Genomic DNA, 18461 nt, shown 5'->3' on the forward strand with positions numbered 1-18461 from the left:
GGCGTTCGGCGTCCGCCGGGACCCTCGTGTGGAAGGCGCAGGCCGCACGGCTGTGGCTGGTCTGCGACGACACCTGCTCCGGCGCGCACAGGACGATGAAGATCGGCGCCGGCGGCACCTTCGCCCTCACCGCGGTCTACAACCGGCCCAGCGGCATGACCAACCTGAACAACGAGGGCTTCGCGCTCGCCGGGCCCGACGAGTGCGTCGGCGGAACCAAGCCCGTGTACTGGGCGGACGACAGCAACACCAGTGGTCACGCGATCCGCAGGGGCACCGTCACCTGCTGAGCCGGACGCCGTGTCCGTGGCGGCCGAATTCCGCAGGGACGCTCTGGACCGGTCGAGCCGGAAGCGGTAGCGTCGGAAGCAGCGGGAAAGCGCTTTCTATCCACTTCCTCGCTGGATCTGCCGGACCGGTCCGGCCCGCCCGACCCGGCGGTGGTCGACCCGCCGCGCCCGAAGGACGACCCGATGCCTCTTGCCCCCACACAGGGCCAACTGGAGTGGCAGGACGCTGGATTCGGCCTCTTCCTCCACTTCGGTGTCAACACGTTCAACGGCCGGGAATGGAGTGACGGCACCCTCGATCCGGCGACGTTCGCACCGAGCGCGTTCGACGCCGGGCAGTGGGTGGGGACAGCGGTCGCCGCCGGGGCGGCGTACGTCGTCCTCACGGCCAAGCACCACGACGGATTCTGCCTGTGGCCGACCGCGACGACCGACTACTCGGTGGCCTCCTCGCCCTGGCGTGGCGGCCAGGGCGACGTGGTCGGCGAGGTGGCCGAGGCCTGCCGCGCCGCCGGAGTCAGGTTCGGGCTCTATCTCTCCCCCTGGGACCGCAACGCCCCCTGCTACGACGATCCGCCCGCCTACGACGCCTTCTACCTGCGCCAGTTGACCGAGCTGTGCACCCGTTACGGACCCCTGTACGAGCTGTGGTTCGACGGCGCGGGCTCCGAGGGCCGTGCGTACGACTGGGACGCCGTCATGGCCGTCATCGACACCCACCAGCCCCAGGCCATGGTCTTCAACATGGGTCGCCCGACGATCCGTTGGGTCGGGAACGAGGACGGTCTCGCCGCCGATCCCTGCGCGTACGTCGTGCAGGCCACCGGCGTCTCCATCCACGACGACGGCGCGAAAGCCCTCGACCGGGCCCGCTACCTTCCGCCCGAGTGCGACGTACCCATCCGCCGCAACTGGTTCTGGCAGCCGGACGACGGTCATACCCTCAAGAGCCGTGACCACCTTCTCGCCATCTGGTACCGCTCGGTCGGCCTGGGAGCCGGGCTGTTGCTCAACGTGCCGCCGGACCGGCGCGGCCTGATCGACGACGCCGACCGAGCCCGTCTGCTGGAGTTCACCGACGAGGTGGCCCGCCGCTTCGCCCACCCCGAACCTGCCCGACTGACCACGGAGGGGGAGGACATGGTGGCCCGCTTCCCCCGGCCTGTCCTCGTCGACCACCTGGAGCTGCGGGAGGACCTGGTCCGGGGCCAGCGCGTCACGGTCCACGAGATCCGTGCCGACGGCAAGCTGATCGCCTCCGGCCACACCGTCGGCGTCCGCCGTGTCCACGCCTTCGAGCCCGTCACCGTCTCCGAGGTGCGGATCAGGCTTGTCGGAGACGGCGCGCGGATCGGCCGGGTCACCGGCTTCCACACCGGCTGCTCCTCGGCTCCGGACATCGAGGAACAGCCTGAGGTCATGACCGACAAGTTCGGGCCCGCGCCGGCCAGCGCCGCCGGCACGCCCACGTAGGAGGTGACACGTCCGTGTCCCGTAAGCCCAGCCGCCCCTGGTGGCGCAGCGCCGTCATCTACCAGATCTACCCGCGCAGTTACGCCGACGGGAACGGGGACGGGATCGGCGACATCGCCGGTATCCGGGCCCGGCTTCCGCACCTGAAGGACCTCGGGGTCGACGCGGTGTGGATCTCTCCCTGGTACGTGTCGCCGATGGCCGACGCGGGTTACGACGTGGCCGACTACCGCGACATCGACCCGCTCTTCGGCAGCCTCGAGGAGGCCGAGGCCCTCGTCGCCGAGGCCCATGCGTCGGGCTTGCGGATCATCGTCGACATGGTGCCCAACCACTGCTCGCATCAGCATCCCTGGTTCCGGGCTGCCCTGGCCGCCGGTCCCGGATCACCGGCGCGAGAGCTGTTCCACTTCCTCCCCGGCAAGGGCGGGCACGGTGAACTTCCCCCCAACGACTGGCAGTCCTGCTTCGGTGGCCCGGCCTGGACCCGCACCACCGACGCGGACGGCGCACCGGGCGAGTGGTACCTCCACCTGTTCACGCCGGAACAGCCCGACTGGAACTGGGAGCACCCTGAGGTCCGGGAGGAGTTCGAGTCGATCCTGCGCTTCTGGTTCGACCGCGGGGTGGACGGCTTCCGCATCGACGTCGCGTCCCTGCTGATCAAGCAGGACGGGCTGCCCGACAAGGCCTCACTGCCCGAAGACGCACCCGCACCGGACGCGGACCGGCCCGGGGTGCACGAGATCTACCGCTCCTGGCGGAAGATCGCCGACTCCTACCCGGGCGAACGCGTCTTCGTGGGCGAGCTCTGGGTCTCCTCCGAGTCCCTGCCGCGCTACCTGCGGCAGGACGAACTCCACACGGGCTTCAACTTCCCCTTCATGCAGGCCCCGTGGGACGTGTCCGGTCTGCGCTCGGTCATCGACGAGACGATCGCCCAGCACTCCCCCGTCGGCGCCCCGGCCACCTGGGTGCTCGGGAACCATGACATCACCCGAGTCGTCACCCGCTACGGCCGCACCGACACCTCGTACATCGAGCGGCGGCACGGCCTCCCCGTCGATCTCGGCCTCGGTCTCCGCCGTGCCCGCGCCGCGGCGCTCCTCAGCTTCGCCCTGCCCGGCAGCGTCTACGTCTACCAGGGCGAGGAACTGGGCCTGTGGGAGGTAGAGGACATACCGCTCGACCACCGTCAGGACCCGACTCTCCACCAGTCGGGCGGGGAGGACCTAGGCCGCGACGGCTGCCGCGTCCCGCTGCCGTGGGAAGGCGACGAGGCGCCGTTCGGCTTCAGCCCGGCCGGTACGGAGGCGGAGCCGTGGCTGCCCCAGCCGCCGGCGTGGAAGGACCACACCGTCGCCGCCGAGGGCGGCGACCCGGACTCGGTACTGGAGCTGTACCGCACCGCGCTGCGGATCCGCGGCGCGGAACCGGCCCTCGGCGACGGAACGCTGGACTGGCTCCCCGCGCGGGACGGAATGCTCGCCTTCACACGTGGCTCCGGCTTCGCCTGCGTCGTCAACTTCTCGGAGTCCCCCGTCGAGCTGCCCGCCCACACCGAGCTGATGCTGGCCAGTGGTCCGCTCGACGGCGGACTGCTGCCGCCCGACACCACGGTCTGGCTCCGAACCGACTGACACCGGAGTCCCGGGAGTCCGCGAACGACGCCGTGGCGGGCCCAGCCCGGCGCCGCGGAGCCTCTCCGCACCCACCCCACCCGCTCCCACCTGCACCGAGGACTGATCCCCTGCCCAAACCACCCCGACTACGCGAGCGTGACCCACCCCGAGCCGCCGAACGAGGACGCGAACGCCCATCCCCTCGTCGCCCCGAAGGACGGGGCCGAGGACCCCGAGGCCTGGGCCCGCTTCGTCGCGTACCGGGACGCCCAGGTGGGCGAGCTGGTCTCCCGCTTCCGCCCGGATCTGCTGTGATCCGACGGCGCGTGGGAGCGCAGCGAGGAGCAGTGGGGCATGGACGTGCTCGCCGAGCGGATCCTCTCCGGCAATCCGGAGACGGTCCTCAACGCGCGCGTGCTCAGCCACGGCGACTACGCCACGCCGGAGCAGGGTGTGCCGGTCCTGCCGCCTGAGGGGCCGTGGGAGCTGTGTCTGACCATGAACGACTCCTGGGGGTTCCAGCACCGGGACCACAACCAGAAGTCGGTCCGTCAGCTGGTGCGCTACTTCACGGAGACCATCGGCATGGGCGGCAATCTGTTGCTGGCCGTCGGGCCCAGGGAGGACGGGACGATCCCGGCGGAGCAGGTCGAGCGGCTGGAGGGTCTGGGGGCCTGGATCGCGCGGCACGAGCGCGCGGTGCACGGCACGGTGGCCGGGCTGCCGGCGGGGCACCACTACGGCCCGAGCACGCTCTCCGCCGACCGGCGCACGCTCTACCTGGTCTGCTTCGACGCTCCACGCGATTCGGTCTCGCTGCGCGGTCTGCGCAACGCGGTGGAGCGGGTGACGGTGCTCGGCACCGGCGCGGAGCTGGGCCATCGGGTGACCGGCGGCCTCCACGAGGTTCCCGGTGTGCTGTGGATCGACGCTCCGGAGGGGTCGGACGTCGACGATGCAGCGACCGTGCTCGCGGTCGAACTCGACGGGGAGCTCGACCTCTACCGGGGAACGGGCCGGGACTGAGTCGTTCCGGCCCGGCCGCTCGCGCCGCCGCGCAGGACCGACCCAGGCGCACCCGGCCACCCTCCGTCACAGGAGAAACCGACCAGCAGAGCGAAACGATCAAAACGCTCAATTTCGTCATCAGTATGGATCGTTTGAGCGTGCGCATGTTAGAAACCAGCCAGCCGCGACTTGTCTCCGCCGCTCTCCGGTGTACACACCCACCCGCGCTCCCGGGCACTCGCCGCAGTGCCCCCTCACCCAGCAGGAGCCCGCAATGACGCGATCCTGGTCCCGCCGCACCTTTCTGCGCACCACCGGCGGTACGGCGCTCGCCCTCGGCGCCGTCGGAAGTCCGCCGCTGTCCGGACAGGCCATGGCAGCCGACGAGTTCGGCACGCTGCGAGCCGTCTGGCGCACCCTGCTGCTCGGTGAGGGCTTCAGTCCCACCGCGGAACCGTTCAGGACGAAGCTGGCCGCCCTCGGCACCCGCGCCGCCGAGCTCCGGTCGACGATGGCTCCCGCCGACGGGTCCCTGTGGCCCGACGCGGTGTGGACCGACCCCGAGCCGGACACGGACCAGGAGTCGTACGGCTACTCGGCGAAGATGAACGAGAGCTACTACCGCCTGCTCACGATGGCTCAGGCGTACTCCCAGCCGGGCACCGGTCTGACCGGCGACTCCTCTCTCGCGGACGACATCGTCGCCGGCCTCGACCACCTGTACGCCCGGGTCTACAACGAGGGCCGGGCACGCTTCGGGAACTGGTACAACTGGCAGATCGGCGCACCCCAGGCGCTCCTCGACACCTGCGTGCTCCTGTACGACCGGCTGACGGTCACGCAGATCGCGAACTACAGCCGTGCCGTCGACCACTTCGTCCCGGACTCCGCCGTCTCGAGCTACAGCGGCACCAGCACCGGGGCCAACCGTGTCGACCTCTGCCGGGTGCTGATCCTGCGTGGCGTCGTCGGCGGCAGCTCCGCCAAGATCGCCCTCGGCCGGAACGCGCTCTCGCCCGTCTTCCCGTACGTCACCGCCGGCGACGGCCTCTACGCCGACGGCTCCTTCGTCCAGCACTCCTCGGTCCCGTACGCCGGAACGTACGGCGCGGTCATGCTCGGCGGCCTCGGCATACTCTTCGCGCTGCTCAGCGGGTCCAGCTGGGCCGTCACCGACCCGAACCGCCAGATCGTGCTGAACGCGGTCGAGAACGCCTGGGCCCCGTTCCTCTACAACGGGCTCGTCATGGACAACGTGTCCGGGCGCGGGATGAGCCGCGGCATCAGCCTCGGCGACCCCGGCCAGGTCCAGGCGGACGACCATCTGCGCGGCCACGGAATCCTCGCCTCCATCGTGCTGCTCGGGCAGGGTGCGAGCGCCGCGGAGAACGCGCGCTGGAGGGGCCTGGTCAAGGGCTGGATCCAGCGCGACTACTACAGCCCGCCGCTGAGCGACCCCTCGCTCGGCCTCGTGGGACTCGCGCGGCTGAAGTCCGTCGCGGAGGACACCTCGGTCTCCGCGATCGCCGAACCCGTCGGGCACCGGCTCTTCCCGGCCATGGCGCGGGCCACCCACCGCCGACCCGGCTGGGCCGCCTCGATCAGCATGGCCGGCAAGCGCATCACCCACTACGAGACCGGCAACGGCGAGAACCTGCGCGGCTGGCACACCGGCTCCGGAATGCTCTACTGGTGGGGCGACACCTACGCCAACGGGCAGTACAGCGACGCCTTCTGGCCCACCGTCGACCCCTACCGGCTGCCCGGTACCACCACCTCGCGCATCCCTCTCGCCGACGGCGCCGGTGGCGACTGGGGCGCGCCCAAGCCCGACGTCAACTGGGTGGGCGGCGCGACCGACGGCACCCGGGCCGCCGTCGGCCAGTACCTCAAAGGCCTGCAGAGCACCCTGATGGCGAAGAAGTCCTGGTTCTGCCTGGACGACGCCATCGTCTGTCTGGGCGCGGGCATCAAGAGCACCGACGGCGCCGCGGTCGAGTCCGTCGTGGAGAACCGCAACCTCGGAGCGGGCGGCACCCACGCGCTCACCGTCGACGGCACCGCGAAGCCGGTGGGCCACCCCTGGTCGGAGACGCTGACCGGGGCGACCTGGGCCCATATCGGCGGCATGGGCGGATACGTCTTCCCCGGTGGCGCGACGGTCAAGGCGCTGCGCGAGGAGCGCACCGGCCGGTGGAGCGTCATCAACCGTGGCATGGCCACCACCGCCGTCACCCGCCGGTACCTGACCCTGTACGTCGACCACGGCACCAACCCGTTCGACGCGACCTACGCGTACGTCCTGATGCCCGGTGCCGGCACCGGGCAGACCGCGGCGCGCGCGGCCGACACCGGCTGGATGCAGATCCTCGCCAACACGGACGCCCAGCAGGGCGTGCGCGTGCCTCCGCTGGGCTTCACCGGCGTCAACTTCTGGTTCGGCGGCACCGTCGGGGCGCTCACGGCGAGCGCGCCCTGCTCCGTCATGATCTCCGAGAAGAGCGACGGCACCGCGGTGATCTGCGTCAGCGATCCGATGCGCATGCAGACCGGTCTCACGCTCACCTGGAACCGGGCCGTGGCCTCCGTGACTTCCAAGCCGTCCACGGTCACCGGAACGACAACCGGCTCCTCGCTCGGCCTGACGTTCGGCGACCTCAGCGGAACCCTCGGGGCCACCCAGAGGATCACCGTCCGGCTGGGCTGAGCGCAGGGGCACCCGCCGTCGGGACGGGTGCCCCTCCCGCCGTCACTCCCGTCCGCGCGGCCTACGGCCGGCCTCCAGGAGTTCCACCAGCTCCGGGAGGCCGGTCAGGACGCGCCGGCCGGGGCGCGCCTCGACCGGTACGAGCGAGGGGACGGCGGCGACCCTGCAGCCCGCGGCCTCCGCCGCGGCGATGCCCGGGGGGCTGTCCTCCACGGCGAGGCAGCCCGCCGGGGCGACGCCCAGCGCACGGGCGGCGGCCAGATACGGCTCGGGATGCGGCTTCGTCCGGTCCGTGTCGTCCGCGGTCACCGTCACCTGGAACGACTCGGCGCCGAGCAGCTTGAGCACCGACTCCACGACGGCCCGGGGTGAGGCGGTGACGAGAGCCACGGGGATGCCCATGTCCCCCAGTGTGCCGAGGAGTTCGCGAGCGCCCGGCAGCACGGTCGTCTCTGCCTCGACCGCCGTGAGGAAGCGTGCCTCGAGCTCGGCGACCAGGGCGTCGAGCGGGCGATCGGTACCCGAGACCCGCCGCAGGTGGACGGCGGTGTCCTCCACGCAGCGCCCCACCACTTCGGGGGTGTCCGCGTCGGTCAGCCGGTGTCCGACCCCTTCCGCCACCTCCTGTGCGGTGCGCCACCACAGGGCCTCGGTGTCGACCAGTGTGCCGTCCATGTCCACCAGGACGGCACGCGGTTCGGTGCCGAAGGGGCGCCCGTCCAGGGTCCAGTGCGAGTCCGGGCGGTGGTCCAGGGACGCGAACACCTGAGCTGCGACATCCTGGTGCAGGAGTCCCTCCACCCGCGCTCCCGCCGGGACGTCGGGCCCCGCGCACGCGATCCACGCGGTGCGCTCGAGCTCCGAACGGCCGCCGTGACCGCCCTCGTCACGGTGACCGTGGTCCGTGACGACGATGAAGGTCCAGGCCTCCTCGGCGTAGGAGGGCCGGCCGCGCACCGCGGCGAGGAGGCGGCCGAGCCGCTCGTCGGCGCGGGCGGCGGCCCGCTCGTACTCCTCGCCGCAGCCTAGGATGTGGGCCGTCTCGTCGACGGCTCCCAGATAGACGAAGGACGCCTCGGGGTCGTACTCGGTGAGGACGCGCACAGCTTCGGCGGTGATCAGCTCGTCGGCCTCCTCCCACCCCTCGCAGTCGTCGGCGGACGGGGCGACGTGGGTCACCCGGCCGGGGCCTCGGAAGAGGGGCCCGCCGTTCGCCACCGTCATCAGCGGCTCCCAGGCGGCTGCCACGTAGGTCCGCCGGCCGGCGTCCCTCAGCCGGGTCGCGAAGTCGGGGAAGATCGCGAGGCGGTTGCCGCCGAAGTCGTTGCTCCACACGGCGTGCTTGTCGACGGTCACCCCCGTGACGATCGTCGCCCAGCACGGCCCCGACATGGTCGGGGTGCCGGGCTCGACGACCACCGGCGCGAGGAACCCGTCCGCCGCGAGGGCGTCCAGATGCGGGGTGTCGAGCCGCCCCAGGATGTCGAGGCGCACACCGTCGATGCCGACGACGAGGACGCGGCGGCGGCGAGCGGCAAGGTGCATGGGTTTCCTCCGGATCGGGCGGGCGGTGGGGCGAGTGGGCGGGCGGCGGCGCCGGGTGGCGGCTCGTCAGACAGCGCGGAGCACCAGGCGCAGCACCGCGGGTCCCGCCTCCAGCGTGTGCTGCGGCAGTGGACCGGGACCGCAGGAAGCGGTCCCGATGCCGTGGTGCGCCACGTCGACGTTGACGTGCACCCTGTCTCCGGCCCTCAGGTCGGTGGTGTGCCGGGCGGATCCCAGTTCCGCGCCGGTCCAGCGGCGGACGGTGAGGTCGTACGAAGGCCGTCCGCCGATCAGCAGACCGCCCCGGTCGCCGGAGAGCACGGCCCGGCGGACGGCACGGCGGTTGCCGTTCTCCTGTGGGCGCACGTAGGGCGTCTGGAGCGCGTCGACCGGGTGCCGGTAGCGGCCGAGGCGCGCCGCCGCGGACGTGTCCCGGTACGACTCGCCGGGCCCGAGCCCGTACCAGTCGACGGTGTCGATCCCCCCGGGGAGGGAGAAGCCGAGACCGACCCTGGGCAGCGGACACGGCCACTCGCCCTCCGGAGCGATGTCCACGTCCAGCCAGAGCGAACGCCCGTCCGACCGCCAGTGGTAGGCGGCTCGGACGGCGTGGTCCGCGCCGGCGGGCGCCGTCCGCGTGGTGACCGTCAGACCCTCTCGCGTCGCCGCGACGCCGAGGACCTTGGTGGTGAGCCGGTGAAGTCCCGCGGCGCGCCAGCGGTCGGCGATCCGGTCACCGAGCAGGTCGTTGTCGGTCGGCGCCCGCCACAGGTCGAGCCGGAGCGCCCCGACGTCGAGCCCGCCGACAGCGAGCAGCCGCCCGCTGTGCGCGTCGAACGCGGCGGGTCCGAGGGTGAGCCGGCCCTCGCGGCCCGGGGCCGCCGGCAGGACAGGGCCGGGCTCCCGGGCCGGGGCGGCGGGGGCGAGGACGGTCTGGCCCCACGCCACCTCGTGCCCCCTCGGAGCCCAGGGCTCGGCGGTGGCGAGCTCGGCGACGACCGTCAGGGCGCGCTCCGCGTCCTTGTGTGGTGGAAGCTCCGGCAGCGGGAGGCGCGCGCGCTCGCCGGGCGCGAGGACCGGGACGTCGAGCACACCGTCGGCGACGCGTTCCCCGTCGTCCTCCGCCCACCAGCGGAAGCGCAGATGGGCCGTGTCACGGAAGTCGTGGCCGTTGCGGACCTCCACGTCCGGGCCGGCGGCGTCGACGACGACGACGACGATCGTGACCGGCTCGATCACCTTCTTGTACTCGAGGAGCCCCGGTGAGGGCGTGCGGTCGGGGAGGACCAGGCCGTCCGCGACGAAGTTCCCGTCGTGCACCGGCTCCCCGAAATCGCCGCCGTAGGCGTGGAACACCCGCCCGTCCGCGGTGCGCCGCGCGATGCCGTGGTCGATCCACTCCCAGACGAAGCCGCCCTGGAGCCGCGGAAACCTCTCGAACAGGCGCTGGTACTCGCTCAGTCCTCCCGGGCCGTTGCCCATGGCGTGCGCGTACTCGCACAGGATGAACGGCAGCCCGCGCCGGTGCGCGTCGAGCGACGGGTCCCGCGTCGGCGGTTCCTCGCCCCGGCCGATCTGCTCGGTCTCGGCGTGGTCGGCGTACATCCGGCTGTAGACGTCGACGTAGCCGCTGTCCCGGTCACCCTCGTAGTGGACGGGGCGCGAGGGGTCCCGGGTGCGCGTCCACTCCGCCATCGCCGCGAGGTTCTCCCCCGTGCCGCTCTCGTTGCCGAGCGACCACATGAGGACGCTCGGATGGTTCTTGTCGCGTTCGACGACCCTGCGCATCCGGTCGAGCATGGCTTCCCGCCACCGCGCGTCACCGCTCGGGTTGCCACGCCAGCCGACCCGCTCGAAGCCGTGGGTCTCCAGGTCGCACTCGTCGACCACCCACAGCCCGTACGTGTCGCACAGGGCGAGGAAGTCGCTGCTCGGCGGATAGTGGCTGGTGCGGACCGCGTTGATGTTGTGGCGCTTCATGAGGAGCACGTCGCGCAGCATCGTCTCGTACGAGAGCGTCCGGCCGGTCTCCGGATCCCACTCGTGCCGGTTGACACCGCGCAGCAGCAGGGGTCGGCCGTTGACCTTGAGCAGGCCGTCCTGGACGACGACCCGCCGGAAGCCGACACGTACCGGGATCCGCTCGCCGGCGGACGTCAGCTCGCCCTCGTACAGGCGCGGCTGCTCGGCGTTCCACGGCTCGACGCCCGCGAAGGTGTGCGGCCCCGAGGGGTCGGCGTCGACGAGGCCGAGTTCGGGCACGGAGAGCGTTGCGGGGCCGGAGGCGTCGACGGACAGGGTGCCGGTGCCGGTGAGGTGGTCGTAGTCCGCGTGGACGAAGAAGTCCTCGACGCAGTCCTCGGGCCGGGACAGCAGCCGTACGGCACGGAAGATCCCGGACAGCCACCACATGTCCTGGTCCTCCAGATAGCTGCCGGCCGACCATTGGTGGACGCGCACGGCGACGACGTTGCGGCCCGGCCGCAGCGCGTCCGTCGCGTCGAACTCGGTGGGGATGCGGCTGCCCTTGCCGTCACCGAGCCGGACGCCGTTGAGCCAGACCGCGAAGCAGGAGTCGACGCCGTCGAAGCGCAGCACGCTGCGTCCCCGGGGCCAGCCGTCGGGGAGCGTGAAGTCCCTGCGGTACTCCCCCGTCGGGTTCTCGTCGGGCACCCGCGGCGGGTCGAGGGGGAAGGGGTACGTGACGTTGGTGTACGCGGGCGATCCGACCCCCTGGAGCTGCCAGCAGGACGGTACCGGCAGCCGGTCCCAGGCGGTGTCGTCGAACGCGGGGTCCTCGAACCCCTCGGTGAGGTCCCCCAGCCCGGTGGCGGCCCGGAAGCGCCACGCGCCGTCCAGACCGACGGCGGGGGCGTCCGAGCCGAAGGCGGCGCGCGGTGCCAGCCGGCCGCTGCCGGGGGAACGGTCCTCGACGTAGTGGGTTCCGTGCGGCTCGTGCATGGCGTGTCCTGTGGGGTCTTCGGGCCGGGCGGCGGTCGTTTGCCGCCCGGCCGGAGCGGCGGTCGTCAGGCGGAGCGGGCGAGCTCGTCGGGGCCGACGCCGTGGGCGAGGGGCCGGCCCTCGGCGTAGCGCTGCACCTCGTCGGTCGCCCAGTGGGCCATCCGTACGAGCTCGTTGCCGAGCGATCCGGCGATGTGCGGGGTGAGCAGCACGTTGGGCAGCGTGTAGAGCGGCGACCCGGCGGGCAGCACCTCGGGCTCGGTGACGTCGAGGACGGCGTGGATCCGGCCGTGCAGCAGCTCCTCGGTGAGCGCCGCGGTGTCGACGAGGGAGCCGCGTGCGGTGTTGATGAGCGTCGCCCCGTCCCGCAGCAGTCCGAGCCGCCGCCGGTCGAACATGTGCCGCGTCTCCGGGAGCTGCGGAGCGTGGATGGAGACCACGTTGCTGCGCCGTACGAGCTCGTCGAGGCCGACGGAACGCGCGCCGAGCGTCTCGGCCTCGTCCGCCTCCACGTACGGGTCGTACAGCAGAACCTCGAAGTCGAAGGGACGCAGGAGCTGCAGCACCCGGCGGCCGATCCGTGACGCGCCGACGATGCCGACGGTACGGAGGTAGTTGCCGTGACCGGCGAAGTACGGCAGGAGGGAGACCTGGTCGCGGGCCTCCCGGTAGGCACCGGCGCTGTCGAGGATCCGCTTGCCGGTGAACAGGATCGCGGCGAGTGTGAACTCGGCGACGGGGAGCGCGTTGGCGCCCGCCGCGGTCGAGACGGCGATTCCGCGCTCCCACACCGCCTCGGTGACGTGGTGCTTGACCGAGCCGGCGGCATGGACGACCGCCCGCAGACGGGGCATCGCGCGCACCGCTTCCGCGGTGAGCCGCGGGGCGCCCCAGTGGGTGAAGAGCACTTCGGTGTCGGCGAGTGCGGCCGGGTCGGCGTCGGCGAAGTCGCTGACGAAGCAACCCGTGTCCACGGCCGCGACAGCGGCCAGCCGGTCGAGGGCTCCTTCGGCCAGCAGCTGGGCGTGGATGGCGGCGCCCATGGCCAGCAGGGTGCGCGGACGGTGCACGCGGGGCGCGGGTGTCGTGTGACCGTCGTGGAGGAGGGAGGCTTCCGGTACGGGCACGGTCACTTCACCGCGCCCGCCGTGAGGCCCGAGCGCCAGAAGCGCTGCAGGCAGATGAAGGCGATGATGAGCGGCACGACGGCGACGAGCGAACCGGTGATCACGAGGGAGTAGAACTCGGGCTGCAGCTGCGTGGTGCTGTTCCACATGAACAGGCCGAGATTGACCGGGTACAGGGTGTCGTCGTTGAGCATGACGAGCGCGCCGAAGAAGTTGTTCCAGCTTCCGGTGAAGGAGAACAGGAAGATGGTCATGAAACCGGGCGAGAGCATCGGCAGGGCGATCCGTGTGAACGTGCCCAGTTCGCCGGCGCCGTCCACGCGGGCGGCCTCCAGCACCTCGTTCGGCACGTACCCCTCGGAGAAGACCCGGGCGAGGTAGACGCCGAACGGGTTGACGAGCGCGGGCAGGAGGAGGGCCCAGTACGTGTTGACCAGGCCGACCTTGGAGGCCAGCAGGTACATGGGCAGCTGGATCACCGTGGCGGGGACGAGCAGGCCGCCGAGGACGACGCCGAACAGCTTCTCCTTGCCACGGAACTCGTACTTGTCGAAGGCGTAGCCGGTGGCGACGCACAGGAGCGTCGAGGCGGCCGAGCCGATGACGGAGTAGACGACGCTGTTGCCGAGCCAGCGCAGGTAGATGCCGTCGTTGAAGGTGAAGACCGCGGCGAGGTTGGAGAAGAGGTTGAAGTCGGCGAAGGCGAAGCCGTCGCTGGAGAAGAGGTCGCCGTGGTCCTTGGTGGCGGCGAACAGCAGCCAGCTCACCGGCATCAGCATGTAGAAGGAGGCGACGAGGAGCACGCCGTTGACGACGCCCTTGGAGAGCAGGTTGCCCGGACGCTTCCTACGGGGCTCGCGGCGCCTCCCTGCCGCGGCGGCCGCGGCGGGGCGGGCTTCGCCGGCCGAGGTTTCCTGGATGACCGTGTGCGTGCTCATGCCGCCCTCCACCGGTTTCCGATCTTGGTGACGATGTACGAGAGCGCGACGCCGAGCGCGGCGAGCAGGAGGGACGCGGCGGCGGCGAGGCCGTAGTCGTGCTGCAGGAACGCCGCCTTCCAGATGTACATGGTGGGCGACCACTCCGTGTCGACGGCGGAGGTTCCGCGCTGGCCGAGCAGCTTGGGCTCGGTGAAGAGCTGGATGGCGCCGACACAGGTGAACAGGACGGCCATCACGACCGCGGAGGTGATCATGGGAACCTTGATCTGCAGTGCCGTGCGGATCGGCCCGGCGCCGTCCATGTCCGCGGCCTCGATGAGCTCGCGGGGGATGGCCTGCAGCGCGGCATAGAAGATGATCATGTTGTACCCCGTCCACTGCCAGGCCGTGAGGTTCACGATGGACGAGTACACGTGGTCCGAGCTGAAGAAGTCCCATGAGCCGCCGGCGGCCTCGATCCAGTCGAGCACCGGGCTGAGCCCCGGGGTGTAGAGGTAGATCCACAGGATCGAGGCGATCAGGCCGGGGATGGCGTGCGGCAGGAAGAGCGCGAGCTGGAAGAAGCGCCGGGCCCGCGCCACGGCCGAGTCGACCAGCAGCGCGAGGGCGAGCGCCCCGCCGATCATCACCGGGATGTACAGCGTGCAGTACAGGGCGATGTGCACGAACGACTCGCGGAAGCCCTCGTCCGAGAGCGCCCGGAAGAAGTTCTCGAGGCCGGTGAACGCCCGCTCGGTGCCGCCGAACCCGAGTCCGGACGACCGCTCCGTGAAGAGGCTCATCCACACCGCGTAGACGATCGGCGCCGCCGTCATGAGGGCGAAGAGCACGAAGAAGGGAACGATGAACAGGGCGGCCGCGGCGCGCTGGTTGCGCCTCAGCGGTGAACTGCCTCTGGGGGTGCGGCCGGTGCGCGGGCGGCCGGTGATCGGGCTGCCGGTACGGCTGCCGTCGGCCGCCGGCGGGGGTGCGGCCTTCGCGAGTGGTGCTGCCACGGGTGCTCCTTGGCGTGTGGGCGCTGCGGGTCCGGGGGGGTGGAACGGCGGGGCCCGGCCGGGGCCAGGGTGCGGCCGGGCCCCGCCGGGTCACTCGGCGAGCTTCAGCCCGCGCTCCTGGATGCCCGTCGTGGCCTTCGCCTGACCGGCTGCGACGCCGCCGGTGAAACCGCTCTTGGCACTCGCGTCCTGGATGGCGGTGTAGACGTCCATCTGGTTCGGGCCCCAGGTCCAGCCGGGGACGATCGTGTCGACCTGCTCCGAGGCCAGCTTGTAGAGGTCCTGGCCGTTGAAGTAGGCGGTGTCGAACTTCGCGGCGGCCACGGCGCGCATCTCCGGGTTGGCCGGCAGGGCGCTGCTGGGCTTGGTCGGGTCGCTCAGCCGCGCCTCGACCGCGTCACCGTTGGTGGTGATCCACTTGATGAACTCGGCCGCGGCCTCGACGTTCTTGCTGCCCTTCAGCACGCCGTAGGAGCTGCCCCCGTAGTTGCCGCTGGCAGGGGTGCCCCAGTTCGGCATCGGGGCGGCGGCCCACTTGCCCTGGAGGTCCGGCAGGTTGGTCTTCATGCCGGCCGCGGACCAGGAGGCGCCGAGTATGGAGAGCGTCTTGCCCTCGACGCGTGCCTTGGTCTCCTCCGGGCTCCAGCCGGTGTAGGTCTGCACGAGGTCGTTCTTGACCAGGTCGTCCCAGTAGGCCGCGACCTTCTTGGACGCGGCGTCGTCGACGCCGGGCTTCCACGCGTCGCCCTGGGTGCTGAACCACTTGCCGCCGGCCTGCCAGGAGAGCGCGGCGAGGAGGGCGGGGTCGGCCTTGGTCATGTTGGCCAGACGGACGTTCTTGTCGGCCTTCTTGACCTTCTCCGCGGCGGCTCTGAACTCGTCCCAGGTCCTGGGGACCTCGATGCCGTACTTCTTGAACAGGTCCGTGCGGTAGTAGTAGACCTGCGGCGCGGCGTCGAACGGAACGGTCCAGGTCTTGCCGCCGAAGGTCACCAGGTCCTGGATGGCCTTGGGGAACTTCTCCTTGACGGTGTCACCGGCGGGCTTCGTGAGGTCGACGAGGTATCCCTGGCTCGCGAACTCGGGAACCATCTGGTACTCGATGGTGGCCACGTCGGGCGCGTTGCCCGCCTTCACGCCGTTGGCCAGCTTGCCGTAGCCCTCCGCGCCGCCGGGGATCTCGGTGAACTTGACCTGAATGTCCTTGTGGGTCCGGTTGAACTCGTCGACCGTGGCCTTGGCGCCACCCGTCCAGGTCCAGTAGGTGAGCGTGACCGGCTTGCCGTCGGAGGCGGAGTCGGCCGAGTCGCCCTCACCGCCACCACACGCGGTGGCGAACAGGCCGAGAGCGGCGAGGGTGGCGGTGGCGGCTGTGCGGAACGATCGTGAAGTGCGCGGCATGGCACGGCTCCTACGGAAACCTCGATGGGGAGAGAGGCGAACGAGGCATATCCTTTTCGCCAACTCGATCACCGTCAAGAGCAAACGCACAAGACAATCAAAATGATCGCTAGACGATCAACAAGGTCACTCGCTCTCCTGCGACCCGCGAAGCGCCCCGCAGGAGGCCCGGACCCTCAACTTCGGCAGCAGGTCCACGTGTTGGCGGGGCTCCGGCTCCCTGCCCGTGCTCAGCTCGGCCAGGCGCTGGAGCAGGAGCTTCGCGGCCAGCTCACCGACCGCCTGCTTCGGCGGGGCGATCGCCGTCAGCGGAACGTCCGCGAGGTTGGCCACCTCGTCCTCGTACGCGATCAGCGCGAGGTCCTCCGGCACGGCGACACCGCGCGCCTGCAGCCGGGGGACCAGCACGATCGCGTCCTCGTCGCTGTGCACCAGGGCCGCCGTCACCCCGTGCTGCTCGACGGCCTCGACGAGATACTCCGCTACCTCGTCGTACTCCTGACCCGACCGCCGGACGCACGGGGACCCGGGGACGGTCTCCAGGCCGAGCGACCGCACCGCATCCAGATATCCGGACGTGATGCCCGCGGCGTGCGGGCCCTCCTGGAGCACGGCGGCGACCGAGCGGTGGCCGAGCGAGGCGAAATGGCTCACCGCGAGCGCGGCGCCGTGCGCGCGGTCGGTGCGCACCCGGTCGAGCAGGGCCGCCGGGTTGGCGGCCTGCGCCGTACGCTCCACCAGTACGGTCGGCGCCCCGCAGGCCATCAGCCACTCCTCCTGGCCGTCGGCGGGCGCCCCGGCGAACCAGCTGGGCGCCACCAGCAGGCCTTCGGCGCCGCTGTTCAGCAGATGCTCGGCCTGGACGGGGTCCTCGCTGTCGACGTACCCGGACACACCGAGCACCAGCCGGCCCCCCTGCGCCTCGACGGCCCTGCGGGCACCGCTGACGACGTCGCCGAAGATGTACCTGGTCGTCGGCACGATCATTCCGATCACCCGGCCACCGGTGTCCGGCTGTTCGGCTCGGGCCGCCTCGCCCGGCCAGACGACCGCTCCGTGCATGCGCTGCACCTTGCCCTGGTTGGCGAGCGTGTCCACGTCCCGCCGCAGGGTCACCGGGGAGACACCCAACTCCGCCGCGAGCTCGGTGACGCGGATGCTGCCCCGCTCCCTGACCAGCTCGAGGACCCGGTCGTGGCGATGGTCGACATGGTGTCGCATGGCTCCCCCTGGAGCATTCACGGAGGCGTCACCGTACGCCTTTGGCGCTAGCGTATCGATCGATTGCGATCGAATCGATCAGAATGGGGATGCGGAGATTGTGAAAGCCCACGCCGACCGGGGCGCCATGGCCTGTGAGCCATGCGGGTGGCATTCGCCCCGGGCACCTGTCCTCGGCGTCAGTGGCGACGAACCCCCTTCACCAGCCTCCGACCGCACCGGCCGAGGCCCGACGAAGGAGCACACATGCGCAACCGCACCGCGACCGCCGCGTCCGTGGCCGTTCTGGCCGCCCTCTGCGCGGCACCCGCGTTGGCGGCGTCCGCGACTCAGCCGCAGACCGCACCCACCCACAGCCACAGCCACAGCCACAGCCACAGGACTCTGACCGCGATCGGCCTGACCGGCGACCAGCGCCTCGTCGAGTTCGACGTCGACAGGCCGTCCAGGATCTGGTCGCTCGGCAAGGTCTCGGGCCTGTCCGGCGACACGAAGCTCGTCGGGATCGACTTCCGCGTGCAGAACGAGAAGCTGTACGGCGTCGGCGACAAGGGCGGCGTGTACACCCTGAACACCACCGCCGCCAGGGCCGCCAAGGTGTCCCAGCTGACCGTAGCCCTGACCGGGACCGCATTCGGTGTGGACTTCAACCCCGCGGCCAACCGGCTCCGAGTGATCTCCGACAGCGGCCAGAACCTGCGCCACAACATCGACGACGCGGCCGCCCCGCTGACCACCACCGTCGACGGCAGCCTCACCAACCCGACCATGCCGCCGTCGACAGCCCTCGGGGTCACAGGCGCCGCGTACACCAACAACGACCTGAACGCCGCTACCGCGACGACACTGTTCGACCTGGACACGACGGCCGACAGCATCTCCCTGCAGTCCCCGGCCAATGCCGGCACCCTCGCCCCCACCGGAAGCCTTGGTGTGAAAGCCGCCCCGGACGCGGGCTTCGACATCCACTACATGCCTTCCACCGGCATGAACCACGGCTTCGCGACCATCGGCACCGGCGGCGCCTACAGCCTCTACTCGGTCGACGTGCTGACCGGCAAAGCCACCAGCAAGGGTGCCTTCCCGAAGTCGTACCAGGTCACCGACCTGGCCCTGCCCATCAAGCAGAAGTAGCCCGCCTGTTCGCGACCCGGCCCGCGTCACGGGTTC

At 71.2% G+C, this 18461-nt stretch carries 11 protein-coding genes and 2 pseudogenes; 6 read left to right on the forward strand and 7 right to left on the reverse strand.

The features are described 5' to 3' along the window. Nucleotides 1-23: 23 nt before the first annotated feature. The 5 genes and pseudogenes from ACZ3IJ_RS10325 to ACZ3IJ_RS10345 all read left to right on the forward strand — a co-directional run. A pseudogene (locus ACZ3IJ_RS10325) lies at nucleotides 24-290 on the forward strand (lamin tail domain-containing protein); the annotation flags it as partial. 183 nt (nucleotides 291-473) lie between these two features. Then, nucleotides 474-1763: an alpha-L-fucosidase gene (locus ACZ3IJ_RS10330; protein ID WP_467467252.1), complete on the forward strand. Its 1290-nt coding sequence runs from the start codon at nucleotides 474-476 to the stop codon at nucleotides 1761-1763. 14 nt (nucleotides 1764-1777) lie between these two features. Then, nucleotides 1778-3403, forward strand: coding sequence for a glycoside hydrolase family 13 protein (locus ACZ3IJ_RS10335; RefSeq protein ID WP_467467253.1), 1626 nt, complete (start codon nucleotides 1778-1780; stop codon nucleotides 3401-3403). Between the two features lie 117 nt (nucleotides 3404-3520). Then, nucleotides 3521-4411, forward strand: a pseudogene (locus ACZ3IJ_RS10340) (alpha-L-fucosidase); the annotation flags it as partial. Nucleotides 4412-4667: 256 nt separating this feature from the next. Further along, complete coding sequence (locus tag ACZ3IJ_RS10345; RefSeq protein ID WP_467467254.1) at nucleotides 4668-7100, forward strand: polysaccharide lyase 8 family protein; 2433 nt, start codon at nucleotides 4668-4670, stop codon at nucleotides 7098-7100. A gap of 42 nt (nucleotides 7101-7142) precedes the next feature. On the opposite strand, the gene ACZ3IJ_RS10350 is transcribed toward ACZ3IJ_RS10345, so the two are convergent. The 7 genes from ACZ3IJ_RS10350 to ACZ3IJ_RS10380 all read right to left on the reverse strand — a co-directional run bounded on the left by ACZ3IJ_RS10350 (nucleotide 7143) and on the right by ACZ3IJ_RS10380 (nucleotide 17291). Next, nucleotides 7143-8645 (reverse strand): HAD-IA family hydrolase, encoded by a 1503-nt coding sequence (locus ACZ3IJ_RS10350; RefSeq protein WP_467467255.1) that lies wholly within the window; start codon nucleotides 8643-8645, stop codon nucleotides 7143-7145. Between the two features lie 66 nt (nucleotides 8646-8711). Then, nucleotides 8712-11606 carry a glycoside hydrolase family 2 TIM barrel-domain containing protein gene (locus ACZ3IJ_RS10355; RefSeq protein ID WP_467467256.1) on the reverse strand — a complete coding sequence of 965 codons (2895 nt, stop codon included), beginning with the start codon at nucleotides 11604-11606 and terminating at the stop codon, nucleotides 8712-8714. A gap of 65 nt (nucleotides 11607-11671) precedes the next feature. Beyond that, nucleotides 11672-12649 carry a hydroxyacid dehydrogenase gene (locus ACZ3IJ_RS10360; protein WP_467467663.1) on the reverse strand — a complete coding sequence of 326 codons (978 nt, stop codon included), beginning with the start codon at nucleotides 12647-12649 and terminating at the stop codon, nucleotides 11672-11674. Nucleotides 12650-12735: 86 nt separating this feature from the next. Beyond that, nucleotides 12736-13671 carry a carbohydrate ABC transporter permease gene (locus ACZ3IJ_RS10365; RefSeq protein ID WP_467467257.1) on the reverse strand — a complete coding sequence of 312 codons (936 nt, stop codon included), beginning with the start codon at nucleotides 13669-13671 and terminating at the stop codon, nucleotides 12736-12738. Further along, nucleotides 13668-14669 carry a carbohydrate ABC transporter permease gene (locus ACZ3IJ_RS10370; RefSeq protein ID WP_467467258.1) on the reverse strand — a complete coding sequence of 334 codons (1002 nt, stop codon included), beginning with the start codon at nucleotides 14667-14669 and terminating at the stop codon, nucleotides 13668-13670. The genes ACZ3IJ_RS10365 and ACZ3IJ_RS10370 overlap by 4 nt, the downstream gene beginning before the upstream one ends. A 90-nt stretch (nucleotides 14670-14759) precedes the next feature. Then, nucleotides 14760-16070, reverse strand: coding sequence for an ABC transporter substrate-binding protein (locus tag ACZ3IJ_RS10375; protein WP_467467259.1), 1311 nt, complete (start codon nucleotides 16068-16070; stop codon nucleotides 14760-14762). 126 nt (nucleotides 16071-16196) lie between these two features. Beyond that, nucleotides 16197-17291, reverse strand: coding sequence for a substrate-binding domain-containing protein (locus tag ACZ3IJ_RS10380; RefSeq protein WP_467467260.1), 1095 nt, complete (start codon nucleotides 17289-17291; stop codon nucleotides 16197-16199). Nucleotides 17292-17537: 246 nt separating this feature from the next. Between ACZ3IJ_RS10380 and ACZ3IJ_RS10385 the strand changes: the two genes are divergently transcribed. Continuing rightward, nucleotides 17538-18425 carry a DUF4394 domain-containing protein gene (locus ACZ3IJ_RS10385; protein ID WP_467467261.1) on the forward strand — a complete coding sequence of 296 codons (888 nt, stop codon included), beginning with the start codon at nucleotides 17538-17540 and terminating at the stop codon, nucleotides 18423-18425. Nucleotides 18426-18461: the final 36 nt, after the last annotated feature.

The sequence above is a fragment of the Streptomyces sp. NPDC013317 genome (assembly GCF_055563155.1).